Annotated in this window: 11 protein-coding genes; 3 read left to right on the top strand and 8 right to left on the bottom strand. The window is 72.4% G+C overall.

Annotated features, from left to right (window positions below; genetic code table 11):
• The first annotated feature begins 25 nt into the window (after positions 1-25).
• The 3 genes from GA0070609_RS03695 to GA0070609_RS03685 all read left to right on the top strand — a co-directional run bounded on the left by GA0070609_RS03695 (position 26) and on the right by GA0070609_RS03685 (position 5241).
• Positions 26-436 carry a hypothetical protein gene (locus GA0070609_RS03695; RefSeq protein ID WP_088992495.1) on the top strand — a complete coding sequence of 137 codons (411 nt, stop codon included), beginning with the start codon at positions 26-28 and terminating at the stop codon, positions 434-436.
• Positions 437-714: 278 nt separating this feature from the next.
• Entirely contained in the window at positions 715-4044 is a 3330-nt protein-coding gene (locus GA0070609_RS03690; RefSeq protein ID WP_088992494.1) for a ThuA domain-containing protein, read from the top strand.
• A 123-nt stretch (positions 4045-4167) separates the two neighbouring features.
• Positions 4168-5241: a sugar phosphate isomerase/epimerase family protein gene (locus GA0070609_RS03685; protein ID WP_231928523.1), complete on the top strand. Its 1074-nt coding sequence runs from the start codon at positions 4168-4170 to the stop codon at positions 5239-5241.
• A gap of 168 nt (positions 5242-5409) precedes the next feature.
• Here GA0070609_RS03685 and GA0070609_RS03680 read toward each other — a convergent pair whose 3' ends face one another.
• From GA0070609_RS03680 to GA0070609_RS03645, 8 genes are all read right to left on the bottom strand, one after another.
• Positions 5410-6417 (bottom strand): sugar phosphate isomerase/epimerase family protein, encoded by a 1008-nt coding sequence (locus tag GA0070609_RS03680; RefSeq protein ID WP_088992492.1) that lies wholly within the window; start codon positions 6415-6417, stop codon positions 5410-5412.
• Between the two features lie 826 nt (positions 6418-7243).
• Positions 7244-9352, bottom strand: a complete 2109-nt coding sequence (locus tag GA0070609_RS03675; protein ID WP_088992491.1) for a ThuA domain-containing protein — start codon at positions 9350-9352, stop codon at positions 7244-7246.
• A 76-nt stretch (positions 9353-9428) separates the two neighbouring features.
• Positions 9429-12299, bottom strand: coding sequence for a PQQ-dependent sugar dehydrogenase (locus GA0070609_RS03670; protein ID WP_088992490.1), 2871 nt, complete (start codon positions 12297-12299; stop codon positions 9429-9431).
• 326 nt (positions 12300-12625) lie between these two features.
• Positions 12626-13693, bottom strand: a complete 1068-nt coding sequence (locus GA0070609_RS03665; protein ID WP_088992489.1) for a polyprenyl synthetase family protein — start codon at positions 13691-13693, stop codon at positions 12626-12628.
• Positions 13690-15147 (bottom strand): alkaline phosphatase family protein, encoded by a 1458-nt coding sequence (locus GA0070609_RS03660; RefSeq protein WP_231928522.1) that lies wholly within the window; start codon positions 15145-15147, stop codon positions 13690-13692. The genes GA0070609_RS03665 and GA0070609_RS03660 overlap by 4 nt, the downstream gene beginning before the upstream one ends.
• A gap of 76 nt (positions 15148-15223) precedes the next feature.
• Entirely contained in the window at positions 15224-16420 is a 1197-nt protein-coding gene (eboE, locus tag GA0070609_RS03655; protein WP_088992488.1) for a metabolite traffic protein EboE, read from the bottom strand.
• The gene (locus GA0070609_RS03650; protein ID WP_088992487.1) at positions 16420-17286 is read right to left on the bottom strand and encodes a TatD family hydrolase; all 867 of its coding nucleotides are present in this window, start codon (positions 17284-17286) and stop codon (positions 16420-16422) included. The genes eboE and GA0070609_RS03650 overlap by 1 nt, the downstream gene beginning before the upstream one ends.
• Positions 17286-17906, bottom strand: coding sequence for an EboA domain-containing protein (locus GA0070609_RS03645; protein WP_088992486.1), 621 nt, complete (start codon positions 17904-17906; stop codon positions 17286-17288). The genes GA0070609_RS03650 and GA0070609_RS03645 overlap by 1 nt, the downstream gene beginning before the upstream one ends.
• Between the last annotated feature and the right edge of the window lie 6 nt (positions 17907-17912).

The following is a 17912-nucleotide window of genomic DNA, read 5'->3' as shown; positions in this document are numbered from 1 at the left end:
CGCGTCAGGTACGGAAGGAGCCGCCATGCGCGGAAAGATCATGTTTCTTGGCGGGCTGGCTGCGGGATTCGTCCTGGGCGCCCGTGCCGGCCGGGAGAAGTACGAGGAGCTGGTGATCCGGGGCCGCAAGGTGCTCGACCACCCCACCGTCCAGGAGGCGGCGGGGGTCGCGCAGGCCCAGGCGACCCGGCTCTACAGCGAGGGCAAGGACAAGCTCGGCCAGTCGAAGCTGGGCGAGAAGCTCAGCGGCAACGGCAACAAGCAGGAACTGACCGCCGCCGACGACGCGTTCGCCGGCACGCCGGCCACGATCGGCGCCAAGTCCGGCTCCGGCTCGTCGAGTTCCGCCTCGGCCGGTTCGACCTCCGGGTCGACGTCGGCCGGCACCGCGTCCCGCAAGCCGTCCAGCTCGGGCACCAGCGGCAGCACCCTCTGACTCATCCGCGAGCGGGCCGGTCACCTGGTGGTGGCCGGCCCGTCCGCGTGTCCGGGCACGTTCCCGCCCAGGTGGGCTGCACCAGCCACCACTTTCGCCGGTTTGGAGCAAAAGTTCGACCCGAACATCGAAAACTTCTGCCCCTAGCCTCTTCTCTTTAGTCCCACTCGCAAATATCGTCCTGCGTAGAACCTGGCCAGGCTCATTGGTACTCCCCCGCGACCTCCTCAGCGACGTCTCGGCGCTGGGGCGGACCCGCCCGACCAGAGCGAGGTTCGATGCGCAGACCGACCGGCCGACGGGCCACCACCTTCCTCAGCCTGCTCACCCTCGTCGGCGCGACCCTCGTCGCGACGGCCCAGCAGCAGCCCGCGCCGGCGCTCGCCGCGCCGGCACCGACCAGTAACGGCATCCAGTACAAGGTCCTCGTCTTCACCCGGTCCGCCGGCGGCAGCCACGCCGCCACCGCCGCCGGGGTGGACGCGATCCGCCAGCTCGGCAACGACCGGCGCTTCACCGTCGAGGTGACCGACGATGCCCGCAAGTTCGACGAGCCGCACCTCAAGCAGTTCCGCGCGGTGGTGTTCCTGAATACCGCCGGCGACGTCCTCACCGACGACCAGCGGGCCGCCTTCGAGCGGTACTACCGGGCCGGCGGCGGTTTCGTCGGCGTGCACTCCGCGATCGAGGCCGAGCCCGGTTGGTCCTTCCTGGACGACGTGCTCGGCACCCGGGCGGTGGGCGCCGCCTCGGCCGCCGCCCCGGCCACCGTCACCGTCGCCGACCGGGTGCACCCGGCCTCGGCCCCGCTGCCGGAGCGCTGGACCCACCCGGACCGCTGGTACAACTTCGCGGCCAACGTCCGGGGCGTCTCGCACGTCCTGGCCACGGTGGACGAGAAGACGTACGCCGGCGGGACGATGGGCTTCGACCACCCGGTCACCTGGTGCAAGGACTACCAGGGCGGCCGCTCCTTCTACACCGGGCTCGGCGCGACGCCGGAGAGCTTCGGCAGCACCGACCTGCGGGCGCACCTCGGCGGCGCGATCCAGTGGGCGGCCGGCGTGACCGACGGCGACTGCGGCGCCACCGTCCTGGCCAACTACCAGATGGAGGTGATCGGGGCGCAGCCCAACGTCAACGAGCCGATCGGCTTCGACGTGCTCCCCGACGGCCGGGTCATCCAGACCGACCGCCGCGGCGGCGTACGCCTGCACGACCCGGAGAGCAACGAGACCACCGTGCTGGCCCAGATCCCGGTCTACACCCACAGCGAGGACGGGATGTACGGCCCGGCGATCGACCGCGAGTTCGCCACCAACCGCTGGGTCTACCTCTTCTACGCGCCGCCGCTGGACACCCCCGCCGGCGGGGCGCCGACCACCAGCACCGACCCGACGGCCTGGGACCGGTGGAAGGGCTACTTCCAGCTGTCCCGGTTCAAGTTCGTCGACGGCGACACCCCGTCGCTGGACCTGGCCACCGAACAGAAGATCCTCCAGGTGCCGGTGGACCGGGGCGCCTGCTGCCACGTGGCCGGCGACATCGCCTTCGACTCGAAGAACAACCTCTGGCTGGTCACCGGCGACGACACCCCGGCCGGCGGTGGCGGCTCCGGCGGCTTCTCCCCGCACAACGACTCGGTGAGCGCCACCGGCGTCTACCAGGCGCCCTTCGTGGACGCCCGGCGCAGCTCGGCGAACACCAACGACCTGCGGGGCAAGATCCTGCGCATCTCGGTGCAGCCGGACGGCAGCTACACGGTGCCGGCGGGCAACCTCTTCCCCGAGGCGCAGGACCCGGGTGACAAGACCCGACCGGAGATCTACGCGATGGGCTTCCGGAACCCGTTCCGGATCACGCTCGACCGCAACGACGTCGCCTACATCACCGACTACTCCCCCGACTCCTCGACCGCCGCGGTGGGCCGGGGGCCGGCGGGCACCGGCCGGATGATGGTGGTCGACAAGCCGGCGAACTACGGCTGGCCGATGTGCGTGCAGCCGAACCTGCCGTACATCGAGATGAACTGGACCACCAGCCCGATTTCCCCGATCGCGCCGTTCGACTGCGCGGCCCCGCGGAACACCTCCCGGCACAACACCGGGCTGACCGACCTGCCGGCGGTCGAGAAGTCGGAGCTGTGGTACTCGTTCCAGGCCCCGACCCCGTGCCCGGAGTCCTACCTGTCCACCCCGACGCAGACCTGCCCGGTGCTCTTCCCCGAGCTGGGCACCGGCGGCGTCGGGCCGCACGGCGCGGCGCGCTACGACTACGACCCGGAGCTGAGGTCGGAGACGAAGTTCCCCGCGTACTTCGACGGTTCGATCTTCTTCGGCGAGTTCACCCGGGACACCCTCAAGGAGATCCGGCTGGACGGCCAGGGCGACATCCTGAAGATCAACAATGTGCTCGACTGCGGCCCCGGCCCGAGCACGCCGGCCCGGCCGTTCCTCTGCGACAACCCGATGGACATGAAGTGGGGCCCGGACGGCAACTTCTACCTGCTGACGTACGGCGACGGGTTCTTCAACGTCAACCCGGACGCGGCGATGCTGAAGTTCAGCTACGTCAAGGGCCTGCGGGCGCCGAACGCGGTGCTCGGCGCCACGCCGACCAACGGGCACGCGCCGCTGACCGTCGCCTTCTCCAGTGAAGGGTCGAAGGACCCGGACCCGGCCGACTCCATCTCGTTCGCCTGGGACTTCGACGGCAACGGCACGACCGACTCGGTCGACCCGAACCCGACGCACACCTACACCGCCAACGGCGTCTACACCGCGCGGCTCACGGTGACCGACTCCAGCGGCAAGAGCGCGTCGGCGAACACCACGATCACGGTCGGCAACACCGCGCCCACGGTGACCGTCAACACCCCGCTGGAGGGCGGCTTCTTCAACTGGGGCGACAACATCCCCTGGTCGGTGACGGTCACCGACCCGGAGGACGGGCCGATCGACTGCGCCAAGGTCGAGGTGACCTTCGTGCTCGGCCACGACGAGCACGGCCACGGCGAGGCCAACCAGTTCGGCTGCTCCGGCGTGCTGCCCACGATCGCCGACGACGCCTCGCACGGCGGCTACATCTACGGCGTGGTCAGCGCCTCCTACACCGACGAGGGCGCCAACGGGCAGCCCGCGTTGACCACCGTGGACCAGCAGATCATCCAGGACAAGCGGCAACAGGTGGAGTTCGCCCGCGACCAGTCCGGCACCACCGTCGGCAACAGCGCCGACACCGGCGGCGGGCAGCAACGGGGCAGCCTGGACCCGGGTGACTGGATCGCGGTGAACAACACGGTGAACCTGCACGACATCCAGTCGGTCACCCTGCGGACCAGCGGCGGCAGCGCCGCGACCGCCGGGCAGCCGCGGTTCGGCGTCGAGTTCCGGCTCGACTCGCCCACCGGCCCGCTGCTGGGCACCGCCACGGTCAACGCGACCACCGGCAACAACGCCTTCACCAGCACCACCGTGCCGATCACCGACCCGGGCGGCACGCACCGGCTCTACCTCGTCTTCACCACCGTCCCCGGCGGCCCGGCCAGCGGTTTCGGCAACCTGAACTGGGTCGAGTTCGCCGGCCAGGGCATCGGCGTCGCGCCCTGACGCGGTGACCGGGGGCCGCCGCCCGGCGGCCCCCGGCACCTCCGAGTCCACCCGCGCGCCGGGTCACCGCCGGTGACCCGGGCCGGGCCCACCCATCACCAGCACCGAGAAAGGCAGCAGCAGATGAACGACAGTCAGCACGGCATGAGCCGTCGCCGGATGCTCGGCGCCCTCGCCGGTGTCGCCGGCGCGGCCGCCGTCGGGGCCACCGGCTGGGCCTCCGCCGCCGGCGCCAACGGCAACGGCCTGCTCGTCCCGGCCGGCAAGCGCGGCATCATCCTCTACAGCGTCCGGGACCGCATCGGCGCCGCCCCGGACGCCAGCGGTGTGCCGTACGGCTTCGAGCGGGTGCTCGCCCGGCTCGCCGAGATCGGCTACAAGGAGGTGGAGTTCGCCGGCTACAACCAGCACACCTCCATCCTCGGCCGGCAGATCACCCCGCAGGAGATCCGCAAGATCCTGGACGACAACGGGCTGCGGGCCAACGGCTCGCACGCCTCGATCCCGGGCACCGTCACGCCGGACACCATCGCCGCCTTCGAGCGGACGCTGGACACCGCCGAGATCCTCGGCATGCAGCACATCGGCACCGGCAGCGACCCGACCGGCAGCAACTACAAGGCCGACTGGGACGCCGCCGTCGACCGGTGGAACACCTTCGGCGAGATGGCCGCCGCCCGCGGGCTGAAGCTGTACACGCACAACCACGACGCGGCGTACAACTTCCTGCTGGACAGCGGCCCGCTGGACGCACAGGGCCGGCCCACCCGGTCCTCCGGCGTCCGCAAGCTGGAGTACTTCATCGCGCGCACCAACCCGGATTGGGTCTGGTTCGAGATGGACATCTACTGGGCGCACGTGGCCCAGCACCGGTTCCGCAGCTACACCGACCCGGACGGGGTGACCCAGACCAGCGTCTTCGACCCGCTGGCCGTGGTCGCCGCCCAGCCCATCCGGTTCCCGCTGTTCCACGCGAAGGACGGCGCGTTCAACCCGGCCAACAGCGCCGGGTACGACATGGTGCCGCTCGGCCAGGGCGACATCGACTACGGGCACTTCTTCGCCAACATGGGCGCCAAGGGTTACCACAACCCGATGTGGGAGCAGGACAACGCGCCGGGCGGCGCCGCCGACCCGGGCCGGTCGCTGCGCTACGCGGAGGTCAGCTTCCAGCACATGTCGGGTCTGCGGGGCTGACAGACCCGACACCGCAGGAGGGGCCGCGCCCGGGAACACCGGGCGCGGCCCCTCGCGCTACGCGGTCGGTCTCCGCGGCGCGCTCAGTCCTTGCGGGCTGAACGCGGCCTGCTCAGTCCTTGCTGCTGAGCGTGGCCCGCTCAGTCCTTGCGAGCTGAACGCGGCCTGCTAGTCCTTGCTGCTGAAGGCGGCGTCGAAGGCCGCGGCCGGGGCGTCGAAGGCGAGCCGACGAACGAACTGGAGCGCCTCCGGGGCACCGACCAGCCGGTCCATGCCGGCGTCCTCCCACTCGATGGAGATCGGCCCGTCGTAGCCGATCGCGTTCAACGCCCGGAAGCAGTCCTCCCAGGGCACGTCGCCGTGGCCGGTGGAGACGAAGTCCCAGCCGCGGCGCAGGTCGGCCCAGGGCAGATGCGAGGCGAGCCGGCCGCGCCGGCCGTCCCCGGTGCGCACCTTCGCGTCCTTGCAGTCGACGTGGTAGATCCGGTCGGCGAAGTCGAAGATGAAGTTCACCGGGTCCAGTTCCTGCCAGACGAAGTGCGACGGGTCCCAGTTCAGCCCGAACGCGGGCCGGTGGCCGATCGCCTCCAACGCGCGCTTCGTCGTCCAGTAGTCGTACGCGATCTCGCTCGGGTGCACCTCGTGGGCGAACCGCACCCCTACCTCGTCGAACACGTCGAGGATCGGGTTCCACCGGTCGGCGAAGTCCTGGTAGCCGCGCTCGATCATCGACGGCGGCACCGGCGGGAACATCGCCAGGGTGTGCCAGATCGACGACCCGGTGAAGCCGACGACGGTCTTCACGCCGAGCTTCGCCGCCGCCCGGGCGGTGTCCTTGATCTCCTCGGCGGCCCGCTGGCGCACTCCCTCGGGCTCCCCGTCGCCCCAGATCCGGGCGGGCAGGATGCCCTGGTGCCGCTCGTCGATCGGGTGGTCGCAGACGGCCTGGCCGACCAGGTGGTTGGAGATCGCGTAGACCTTCAGGTTGTGCTTGGCGAGGGTCTCCCGCTTGCGGTCGACGTACGAGTCGTCGGCCAGCGCCTTGTCGACCTCGAAGTGGTCGCCCCAGCAGGCGATCTCCAGCCCGTCGTAGCCCCACTCTGAGGCGAGCCGGCAGATCTCGTCGAACGGAAGGTCGGCCCACTGGCCGGTGAAGAGCGTGATGGGTCGCGCCATTGTCCTTCTCCCCTGTCGTGATGGGGATTCCGTACCTGCGGACCGGGGCGAGGGTGACCGGGTGCTGCCCGGCGAGCGCGGCGGACGCCGACGGGTGCGGGACGCACCTGGGCCCGACAGGTTGCGCCTCCCGCCGGGTCGTCGGCCACCTCCACGATCGCCGCCCCCACTCTATGGCCGCCGCCACCGCCACGGAAGGCCCCACCCAGGGGCGGCAGCCAGCAGGTCGTCGGCGGCAGACGGCAGACGGCGGGCAGCGGGCAGTGGGCAACAAGCGGCAGGCAGCAGGCAACGAGCATTGGGAAACCGCAACGAGCAGCGGCAGCGGCAGCGGCAGCGGCAGCGGCAGCGGCAGCGGCAGCGGCATGATCCCGGGTCTTCGGGCGCGGGCGCACGCTCTCCCCGGCGTGTCGCGATCCGGGCGACAGGCCCCGGCTCAGCGTGATGACTCAGCGGCATATTTATGCCACTGAGTCATCACTCTCCAGAGGAAAGCTCTCGCCTTCGCGGTCGAGGCCCGGGCCGCGCTGCCAACATCAACTCGGTGTGCGGTGAAACGGGCTGTCCGCCGGCGGCCGATACCCCGACATACCGCACACCGAGTCGATCACCCCGAACCTCGGACGTGAATGCCCGCTTTGGGGGGTGTGACGGGCGGCGCATTCAACGGCGGAGTGGGGACCGGGTCTGGGGCGTGCCGCCGGGACCTGCGACCCGTGGCCGGCGACGGACCGGCGACGGGCCCCCCGCAAGGCAGGGGGCCCGATGCGAGCAGCGCCAAGGCGAGCGGCTGCCGGAGAAGGGTCAGGTCGAGGTCAGGTCGGGGTCAGGGCAGGGTCCACCGCTGGTTCGCGGCGGCGGTGCAGGTCCACAGGTGCACGGCGGTGCCGTCGGCGGAGTTGTTGCCGGAGACGTCCAGACACTTGCCCGACTGCGGGTTACGCACCGTCCCGTCCGCCTGCGCCGACCAGTTCTGCGCACCCGTGCCGTTGCACGTCCACAACTGAATCTTCGTACCGTCCGCCGAACCACCACCGGAAACGTCCAGACACTTGCCCAGAGCCCGGACCGTCGAGTTCGGCGTCACCGTCCACGTCTGCGCGGCGCTTCCGTTGCAGGTGTACAGCTGGATCTGCGTACCGTCCGCCGTACCCGCGTTGCGCACGTCCAGGCACTTGCCAGCCAGGCCCCGGATCGGCCCGGTGCCGGTGCCGCCGCCGGTGGACCTCACCAGGGTGAAGTCGTCCACGTCGAAGAGCCCCGAGCCCGAGCCGGTGAAGGTCAGGTAGAGGTTCTGGGCGCCGGACGGGACGCCGGAGAGGTTCGTGGTCACGTCGGCGAAGGTGGTCCAGCTTCCGGTGTTCGGCACCGCGACCGAGCCGAGTACGGTGCCGGTGGCCGAGCCGGTGCGTACCTGGATGGTGCCGCCCGGCCCGCCGGAGACGACCCGCGCCTTGAACGAGGTCACCCCGGTCAGGTCGACACCGTTGTACGCCGCCCAGTCGCCCGGGTCGATGTAGCCGAGCGTCTGGCCGCCGTTCGCCCCGGCCTTGCTGAACGGGGTGACGCCGCTGGCCGAGCTGAACGCCTCCGCCTGGATGGTGCCGGTGGGCGGCGGGGTGGTGCCCAGTTCCTTGATCCGGACGTTGCGGAACGAGGCGTCGTCGCCGGTGCCGTGGTTCTGCAACCCGATGTGGCCGGCGAGCGAGCGGGCCGGGTCGGTGTTGGTGAAGTCGTTGATCTTCACCCCGTTCAGGAAGACCTGGAGCCGCTCCCCCTCGACCAGCAGCTCGTAGGTGTTCCACTCCCCCGGCGGGTTCAGCGCCGCGTCCCGGGCCGCGATGTCGGCGGACTTGAAGGTGTAGACCGCCCCGGTGGTCCGGTCGGCCGCGTCGGTGGCGTCGATCTGGATCTCGTAGCCGTTGTTCACCGCCGACCACGGGTCGCTCGATGGTGGGAAGCCGACGAAGACCCCGGAGTTGTCGTCGCCGGCGAGCCGCCAGTCCAGCTTGAGCGAGTAGTTGGTGAACTGCTTCGCGCTGTACCAGTACAGGCCCATCCCGCCGACCGAGGTGAGGGTGGCGTCGGCGTTGCTGAAGCTGCCCGGTCCGGCCTGGGACCAGCCGGTGGTGGAGCCGTTGTAGAGGGTGGTGTAGCCGGTCTCCGGCCGGCAGTCGGCCTTGGCCCGACCGGCCGCGTACCGGATGCCGCCGAGCAGGTGGGCCCGGAACGCCGGTTCGGCGTACGACGCCTGGGTGTGCCCGCCGCCGGTGTAGAAGGCCCGGCCCCCGTTGTAGGTCTTGCACCAGGAGTGCGGGTGGTCGGCGCCCATCGAGCCGCCCGAGTATGACGACTCGTCGAGGGTGGCCAGCACCCGGGCCGTGGACCGGGCGTTGGTCTGGTAGTTGTACCACTCGTCGGTGCGGGTCCAGGTCTGCGGCAGGTGCGCGGTGGCCGCGTGCGCCCGGTTCTCCGCCTTGACGTTGGCCTGCTGGATGGCCGGGTGCGAGGCGAAGTACGCCCCGACCAGGTTGCCGTAGAACGACCAGCCGTACTCGGTGTCGGCGGCGGCGTGCACCCCGACGTACCCGCCGCCGGAGCCGATGTACGACTCGAAGGCGCTCTGCTGGCTGGCGTTGAGCACGTCGCCGGTGGTGTTGAGGAAGACCACGGCCTCGTACTGGGCCAGGTTCCCGGTGGTGAACGCGGCGGCGTCCTCGGTGGCGGTGACGGTGAAGCTGTTCGCCGCGCCGAGGTCGCGGATGGCCTGGGTGCCGACCGCGATGGAGTCGTGCCGGAACCCGGCGGTCTTGGAGAAGACCAGCACGTCGTACGGGGCGTCGGCGGCGCTGGCCGGGGTGGCCGGGGTGGTGCAGGCGAGGGTGGCGAGGACGGCGGTGGCCGCGCCGAGGACGGGTCGGAGGAGTCTGCGCATGTCGCTCTCCCAATTCCGGTCAGGAGGGGCCGCCACTGCCGACGGTACGCCGGGACCGGCGGCCCCTCCGGTCAACTCAGGGCAGGGTCCACTTCTGGTTCGCGGCGGCGGTGCAGGTCCACAGGTGCACAACGGTGCCGTCGGCGGAGTTGTTGCCGGAGACGTCCAGACACTTGCCCGACTGCGGGTTACGCACCGTCCCGTCCGCCTGCGCCGACCAGTTCTGCGCACCCGTGCCGTTGCACGTCCACAACTGGATCTTCGTACCGTCCGCCGAACCACCACCGGAGACGTCCAGACACTTGCCCAACGCCCGGATCGTCGAGTTCGGCGTCACCGTCCACGTCTGCGCGGCGCTTCCGTTGCAGGTGTACAGCTGGATCTGCGTACCGTCCGCCGTACCCGCGTTGCGCACGTCCAGGCACTTGCTGGCCAACCCCCGGATCGGCCCGGTGCCGCCGCTCGCGGTGCCGGTGTTCAGCGTGAAGGCGTCCACGTCGTAGAGCGCCCCGGTGCCCGAGCCGGCGAAGGTCAGGTAGAGCGTGGTGGTGCCGGCCGGCGCGCCGGCCACCGTCCCGCTCACCGTGGTGAAGGCGTCCCAGGCGCCGGTGACCGGCACCGTCGCCGAGCCGAGCACCGTGCCGGTGGCCGAGCCGGCCCGGACCTGCAGCGTGCCGCCCGCGCCCGCCGAGGAGACCCGGGCGGTGAACGAGGTGACGTTGCCCAGCTGGTACGGCTGGAAGGCGATCCAGTCGCCGTTGTGGATGTCACCGACGGTCTTGCCGCCCTCGGCGGCGGCCTTGTCGAAGGTGTTGATCCCCGACGAGGTCTTGAAGTGCTCGGCCTGCCGGTGCCGGGGCTGGAGGGTGTGCTGGGTGTGCGTGGTCAGCCCGCCGGCGTCGGTGTACTCGGCGTCGAAGATGGCGAAGATGTTCGCCGCCTCGTCGTGCTCCCCGTCGACCGGGATGGTGATCGCACCGGAGCAGCCGTTCTGCGAGGTGATCTGGTGCCCGTGCTGGTCGTGGCCGAGCACGTAGGTCATCTTGACCTTGGTGCAGTCGATCGTGCCGTCCTCCGGGTCGGTGACGGTGATGCTGAACGGCACCGTGTCGCCGTAGGAGAAGAGCCGGCCGTTGCCGGGGCTGTTGATGGTCACCGTCGGCGCGGTGTTGCCCACGGTGATGACCACGCTGGCGCTGCCGGTGGCGCCCTGCGGGTCGCGGACGGTCAGCGTGGCGGTGTACGTCCCGTTGGCGGTGTACGTCTTCGTCGGGTTGGCCGCCGTCGAGCTGGTACCGTCGCCGAAGTTCCAGGCGTACGTGAGCGCCCCACCCTCCGGGTCGGACGAGCCGGCCGAGGAGAAGGTGACGGCCAGCGGGGCGGCGCCGGAGGTGCGGTTGGCGCTCGCCGCCGCCGTCGGTGCCCGGTTGCCGCCGCCGATGTGGTCGAAGCGGTAGAGCGCGGAGTTGGCGTCGCCGTTGAAGTAGCCGGTGCCGTAGTCGAGCACGTAGTACGCGCCGTCCGGGCCGAACGCCGAGTCCATCACCTGCTTGCCGGTCCACGGGAAGCTGTCGATGGTGCCGGGCGAGCCGTCGGCGTTGACGTGGATCGGCTTGATCCAGCCGCGGCCGAACTCGGTGGCGAAGAACTGCCCGTCGAAGGACTGCGGGAACTTGGTGGTCGAGGTCGACGCGGCGTCGTACCGGTAGACCGGCCCGCCCATCGGGGACTCGGAGCCGCCGCCGAACTCGGGCGGCGTGCCGGCGTCGCCGCCGTACCGGATCCAGGACGGCTTGGCCGCCGGGAGGGTGGGCAGCCCGGTGTTGCGGAACGAGTTGTTGGTCGGCCCGCCGGTGCAGTTGAACTTCGGCCCGGTGGCGTTGCTGGCGAAGTTCCACTCGTTGTAGGTCTCGCTGCTGGTGTTCGTGCCGGTGCAGTACGGCCAGCCGTAGTTGCCCGGGCCGGTGACCCGGTTGAACTCGACCTGGCCGGCGGGGCCGCGGGTGGCGCTGGTGGAGCCGGCGTCCGGGCCGTAGTCGCCGACGTAGACGATGCCGGTAGCCCTGTCCACGCTCATCCGGAACGGGTTGCGGAAGCCCATCGCGTAGATCTCCGGCCGGGTCCGGGCGTCGGAGTCGACGAACATGTTGCCGGCCGGGATCGAGTACGTCCCGTTCGCGTTCACCTTGATCCGCAGGATCTTCCCGCGCAGGTCGTTGGTGTTGGCCGCGCTGCGCTGCGCGTCGTAGCCGGGGTTGCGGTTGGTGCGCTCGTCGATCGGCGCGTACCCGGCGGAGTCGAACGGGTTGGTGTCGTCGCCGGTGGACAGGTAGAGGTTGCCAGCGGCGTCGAAGTCGATGTCCCCGCCGACGTGGCAGCAGAGCCCCCGGTCGGCCGGCACGTCGAGCACGTCGACCCGGCTGGCCTGGTTGAGCGTGAAGTCGGCGTTGAGGGTGAACCGGGACAGCCGGTTCACGCCCTGCCAGGCGGAGAAGTCGCTGCCGGTGGCCGGCGCGTCCCCGGCGGGGGTGGACAGCGGCGGCGCGTAGTAGAGGAAGATGTGCCGGTTGCTGGCGAAGTTCGGGTCGACCCCGACGCCCTGCAGGCCCTCCTCGTCGTGCGTGTAGACCGGGATCGTGCCGATCACCGAGGTGGTGCCGGCCGCGTCGGTGCGGCGCAGCGTGCCGTTGCGGGCGGTGTGCAGCACCGAGCGGTCGGGCAGCACGGCCAGCGACATCGGTTCGCCCATCTCGGCCACGCCGCGGGCGAGTTCGACCTGCTGGAAGTCGGTGGCGGTGATCGGGTGGGCCTGGGCCGGCGCGGGGCCGCCGAGTGCGGCCGGGCCAACGCCGAGGGAGACCGTGCCGGCCGCGGCGACCAGGAGCAGTGCCGAGCCGGCGGAGAACCATCGTCGGGGTCGGTGGGTGGAGCCGTCCGTGGTGGACATCGTTGAGCTGTCCCTTCCTGACGAGTGACTGCCAGGGCGGGGCGCGCGCCGTCGCGCCGGATGCCGTAGCGGGGGATGCGGCGGCCCGCCGGGGTGCCGTCCCGGCCGGCCGTGACCACCGGTCGGTGGGGCCACGTCTCGGAGGTCACCAGTCGATGGGTTACCGCGCCGCCGGTTCACCTCGACGAAACAGTGTCGTGTTGGCCACGACATTAAGTTGCGTACGTCGATGTGTCCATACCTTCTGCGGATCCAGAATGGACTTTTGTCGATCTGGGCGAAAGTCGGCGCGTTCCCTACCCCGCGGATGGGTCGCGGGTCGCGGCTCAGAGCCGGCGGTCGACCGCCTGGCCGGCCAGGCGGATCAGCGCCGCCCGGCTCTCGTCGACCAGCGGCGCGTGCGCCAGCGCGGCCAGTGCGGCGTCGGTGCGGACCCGGATCATCTGCTCGATCCGCTCGCGGGCGCCGGTGCGCTCGATGATGTCGCGCAGCTCGGCCGCGCCGTCGGCGTCCAGCGCCGGGTTGCCGAACAGGTCCCGCAGCCGGGCCGTCTGGGCCCGGTCGGCGGCGCTGCGGGCCAGCGCCATCATCACCGTCGGCTTGCCCTCGCGCAGGTCGTCCAGGACCGACTTGCCGGTCACCGCCGGGTCGCCGAAGACCCCGAGCACGTCGTCGCGGAGCTGGAACGCGTCGCCGAGCGGGTCGCCGAACTCGGCCAGCGCGGCGAGCAGGTCCGGCCCGCCGCCGGCCAGCGCCGCGCCGATCTGCAACGGCCGCGTGACCGTGTAGCGGGCCGCCTTCATCCGGATCACGGTCAACGCGCTGGCCACCGAGCCGTCGCCGACCCCGGAGACCAGGTCGAGGTACTCGCCGGCGATCACCTCGGTGCGCATCAGCGCGAAGACCGCGTACCCCCGGTGGATCTGCTCGGTGCTCAGGCCGCACTCGTGGAACATCTGGTCCGACCAGGCGGCGCAGAGATCGCCGCAGAGCAGCGCGGTGTTGCGCCCGTACGCCTCCGGGTCGCCGCGCCAGGCCGAGCGGGCGTGCAGGTCGGCGAAGAGCCGGTGCACCGACGGCTCGCCCCGGCGCCGGTCGCTGCCGTCGAGGATGTCGTCGTGGATCAGCGCGAAGGCGTGGAACAGCTCCAGTGCGGCGGCGGCGACCACGATCGGGGTGCCGTCCGCGCCCCCGGCACCGCGCCAGCCCCAGTAGCAGAAGAGCGGGCGCAGCCGCTTCCCGCCGGCCAGCACGAAGCGGTGCAGCGCGGTGAAGACGCCCCGGGGCGCGCCGTCCGGCCACTCGGGGCCCTGCCGGTCGAGGAACGCGGCCAACTCGGCGTCGAAACGGGCACGCAGCCCGCTCGCGTCGGTCGGCGCGACGGTCACCGTCACGGCGCCTCCCCCGTCGGCCCACCGGCCGGCGGGCGCCGCCGACCAGCCGGGACGCGGTCACCGGCCGGGGCGGGTGGCAGCCCGGCCAGCTCCAGCAGCAGCGCCTTGACCTCGGTGGCGGCGATCCGGTCCCGGGCCGCGGCCGGGTCGGAGCAGAGCAGCACCGGCCCGTCGGCCGGGTCGGCCGCCAGCCGCCCGTGCGAGCCGCGGACCGCCCGGGCGCCGGCGTCCAGCCCGACCACGCTCATCAGGTAGCGCAGCCCGAGCTTCTTGCGGGCCAGCGCGACCGCGGCCCGCCGCTTCGCCGCTCCGGGCGCGGCCGGGTCGAAGAAGAGCTCGGCCGGGTCGTAGCCCGGCTTCCGGTGGATCTCCACCAGCCGGGCGAAGTCCGGCGCCCGCGCGTCGTCCAGCCAGTAGTAGTACGTGAACCAGGCGTCCGGCTCGGCCACCAGCACCAGCTCACCGGCGCGCGGGTGGTCCAGCCCGTGTGCCGTCTTGCCGTCGGCGTCGAGCACCTCGGCCACCCCGGGCAGCCCGGCGCAGAGTTTCGCCACCGCCGGCACGTCGGCCGGGTCCCGGACGTAGACGTGCGCGACCTGGTGGTCGGCGACAGCGAACGCCCGCGAGGTCCACGGGTCGAGGTACTCCATGCCGGCCTGGGTGTGCACCCGGAGCAGCCCCTCGGCGCGCAGCAGCCGGTTGACGTCGACCGGGCGGGACACGTCGGTGATGCCGTACTCGGAGAGCACCACCACCGTCGCGTCCCGGGCCGCGGCGGCGTCCAGCAGCGGCCCGAGCACGCCGTCCAGTTCGGCCGCGGCGGCGGCCGCCCGGGGCGACGAGGCGCCGAAGCGTTGCAGGTCGTAGTCGAGGTGCGGGACGTAGACCAGGGTGAGGTCCGGTGCCTGGTCGGCGAGGATCTGCTCGGCCGCCCGACAGATCCAGGTCGAGGAGGGGATGCCGGCGCCCGGGCCCCAGTAGGTGAACAGCGGGAAGGTGCCGAGCCGGCCGGTCAGCGCGTCGTGCAGCTCGGGCGGGTCGGTGTAGCAGTCGGGCTCCTTGCGACCGTCGGCGAAGTAGATCGGCCGGGGGGTGACCGTCCAGTCGACGTCCGCGCCCATCGCGTACCACCAGCAGACGTTGGCCACCGTGTAGCCGGGCTCGGCCCGGCGGGCCGCCTGCCAGAGCTTCTCGCCGCCGACCAGCGCGTTGTGCTGCCGCCAGAGCAGCACCTCGCCGAGCTCCCGGAAGTACCAGCCGTTGCCGACGATGCCGTGCTCGGCCGGCAGCGCACCGGTGAGGAAGGTCGACTGCACCGAGCAGGTCACCGCGGGCAGCACGGTGCCCAGCTCGGCCCGGAAACCGGCGTCGGCGACCGCGCGCAGCCGCGGCATGTGCGCCAGCAGCCGCGGGGTCAGCCCGACCACGTCCAGCACCACCAGCCGCCTACTCATGCCGCCACCTCGCTCCGCTCGGCGCCGCCATGAGGCACCCCGGCGCTGTGTCGATGATTCGCTCGCCAAGGCTCGCTCATGCCGCCACCTCGCTCCGCTCGGCACCGGCGAGTGGGGTGAGGCCGAGGGCGGCCAGTTCGTCGCGGGCGAAGGCCAGCTCCGCGGCGATCCCGGCGGCCAGCTCCGCGTCGGTGCGCGGCCGGCGTGCCTCCGGCAGCACCCCCCAGGTGTACGTCTCGACGTCCAGGTGGTCGCAGCCGGCCTCCGGGCCGGTGTAGAGCGCGGCCAGCGCGGCGCGCAGCACCGGCAGGGTGGCGCCCAGCGGCTCCTCCGGCGGGGCGTGCAGCGGCACGTGGTAGTGCACCCGCCAGGGCCCGGGCAGCCGGGCGGCCAGCGCGGCGTCCAGGTCGTCCGCCGCGTACGACGGGTCGGCCGGGTCCGCCGCGCCCGCGCAGCCGGCGGCCCGGGTCTGGTGCAGGAAGCGCGGCTCCACCCAGCGGCGCAACGCCTCCGTCGCCTCGGCCGGCGCCTCGATCGCCGCGGAGACCTGCACCTTCACTACCGGCAGCCCGGCGGCGCGCAGCCGGGCCAGCGCCTCGGCGGGCTGCTCCCAGGCGCAGGCGAGGTGCGCCAGGTCGAGGCAGACGCCCAGCCGCTCGGTGTCCATACCGGACAGTACCCCGGCCGCCTGCCCGGTGCTCTCCACCAGGCAGCCGGGCTCCGGCTCGAAGCCGACCCGGATCGGCCGGCCGGTGTCCCGCTCGACGGCGGCGAGCCCGGCCGCGAGCTGGTCCAGCCGGCGGCGGGCGGCGTCCGCCCGGCTGCCGTCCCAGGGGTGCCGCCAGGCCAGCGGCAGAGTGGAGATGGACCCCCGGGCGGCGTCCTCGGGCAGCAGGTCGGCCAGCACCCGGGCCAGGTCGAGGGTGTAGCGCAGCCGCCGGTCGGTGGTCCAGTCCGGGTGGTAGACGTCGCCCTTGACCACCGGGGCCTGGAAGGCCGCGTACGGGAAGCCGTTGAGGGTGACCACCTCCAGGCCCCGGGCGGCCAGTTCGGCGCGCAGCCGGCGGCGGGCCGCCGGGTCGGCGGCCAGCTCGGCGGCGACCGGGGCGGCCAGCCACAGCCCGAGGCCGAGCAGGTCGGCGTCGAGGTGGCGGCGCACCGGCAGGGCGTAGCTGTCCAGTTGGGCGAGGACGCCGGCGAGGTCCTCGGCCGGGTGCACGTTGGTGCAGTAGCCGAGGTGGACGGTGCTGCCGCCGGCGTGCCGCAGCCGCATCAGCTGCCCCCGCGCAGGATCGAGTTGCCGGCGTACGTGCCGGTGGGCGGGTCGACGTCGGCCAGGTCGAGGTCGGTCAGGTCGAGCCGGCCGGACTGGCCGTAGAACTCGACCGGGTTGCGCCACAGCACCTGGTCGACGTCGTCGGCGGTGAACCCGGCGAGCAGCATCGCCTCGCCGGTGGCCCGGGTGAGCAGCGGGTCCGAGCGCCCCCAGTCGGCCGCCGAGTTGACCAGCATCCGCTCCGTCCCGTACGCCCGCAGCAGCTCCACCATCCGCGGCGGCGACATCTTGGTGTCCGGGTAGATGGAGAAGCCGAGCCAGCAGCCGGTGTCCCGGGCCAGCTTCACGGTCACCTCGTTGAGGTGGTCGAGCACCACCCGGCCCGGCTCGATGCCGCTCTCGCGGACCACCGCGAGGCTGCGCTCCACGCCCCGCGCCTTGTCCCGGTGCGGGGTGTGCACCAGCGCCGGCAGGTCGTGCGCGACGGCGAGGGCGAGCTGGGCGGCGAACGCCGCGTCCTCCTCCGGGGTCATCGAGTCGTAGCCGATCTCGCCGACCGCCACCACGCCGTCCTTCTCCAGGTAGCGGGGCAGCAGGTCGAGCACCGGGCGGCAGCGCGGGTCGTTGGCCTCCTTCGGGTTGAGCGCGATGGTGGCGTGGTGCCGGACGCCGAACTGGCCGGCCCGGAACGGCTCCCAGCCGATCAGCGAGTCGAAGTAGTCGGCGAACGAGTCGGCGCTGGTGCGCGGCTGGCCCAGCCAGAACGCGGGCTCCACCACCGCGCGTACCCCGGCCGCGGCCATCCGTTCGTAGTCGTCGGTGGTACGCGAGGTCATGTGGATGTGCGGGTCGAAGATGCGCATCACGCCTCCCTGGCGGTGGGCCGGCCGGAGCCGGCGGTGAGCCGGTCGAGCAGGTCGGTGGCGTCGGCCGGCATGCTCCGGCCGGCGGCGTTCCGTTCGGCCGCCAGCGCGGCCAGCATCGCGGCCAGCTCGGCGTCGGCGCGCGTGTCGAGGTCGGCCACCGCGGCCAGCGGCAACCCGGTGAAGACGCACTTGAGCACCGCCTGCCGCCAGGCCGCCGGGTCCAGGTGTCGGGCGTACGGGCCGAGGGCGGCGGCGACCAGGCGGGTGTCGTTGGTGCGGATCGCGTCGTGCAGCAGCGGCACCCCGGCCGCGCCGATCGGCAGCAACGGCAGCGCCTTCAGCACGGCCCGCTTCTCGGCGGCGTCGCCGTTCCGGTAGAGAACGTCGGCGCGCTCCGCGTGCCGGGTGGGCAGGCTGGCCAGCAGCAGCGCCCGGGCCGCCTCGTCGGCGGTCCAGCCGGGCAGGTCGGCCAGCTCGTGCCGCCCGCAGCGCCGGCCGGCGGCCGGGAACCAGCGGGCGATGCTGCCCGGTTCGGCGGCGACCCGGCGCAGGGCCTCGGCCAGCCAGTCGGGATCGGACACCTCCCGCAGCGCGGCCCGCAGCTGATCGGCTGTCATCGTGCC

Origin of the sequence: Micromonospora echinaurantiaca, from assembly GCF_900090235.1 — a bacterium.
In the GTDB taxonomy this organism is placed as follows: domain Bacteria; phylum Actinomycetota; class Actinomycetes; order Mycobacteriales; family Micromonosporaceae; genus Micromonospora; species Micromonospora echinaurantiaca.
Note: the sequence above shows the minus strand (reverse complement) of the source record. Positions and strands in the feature narration are given on the sequence as shown.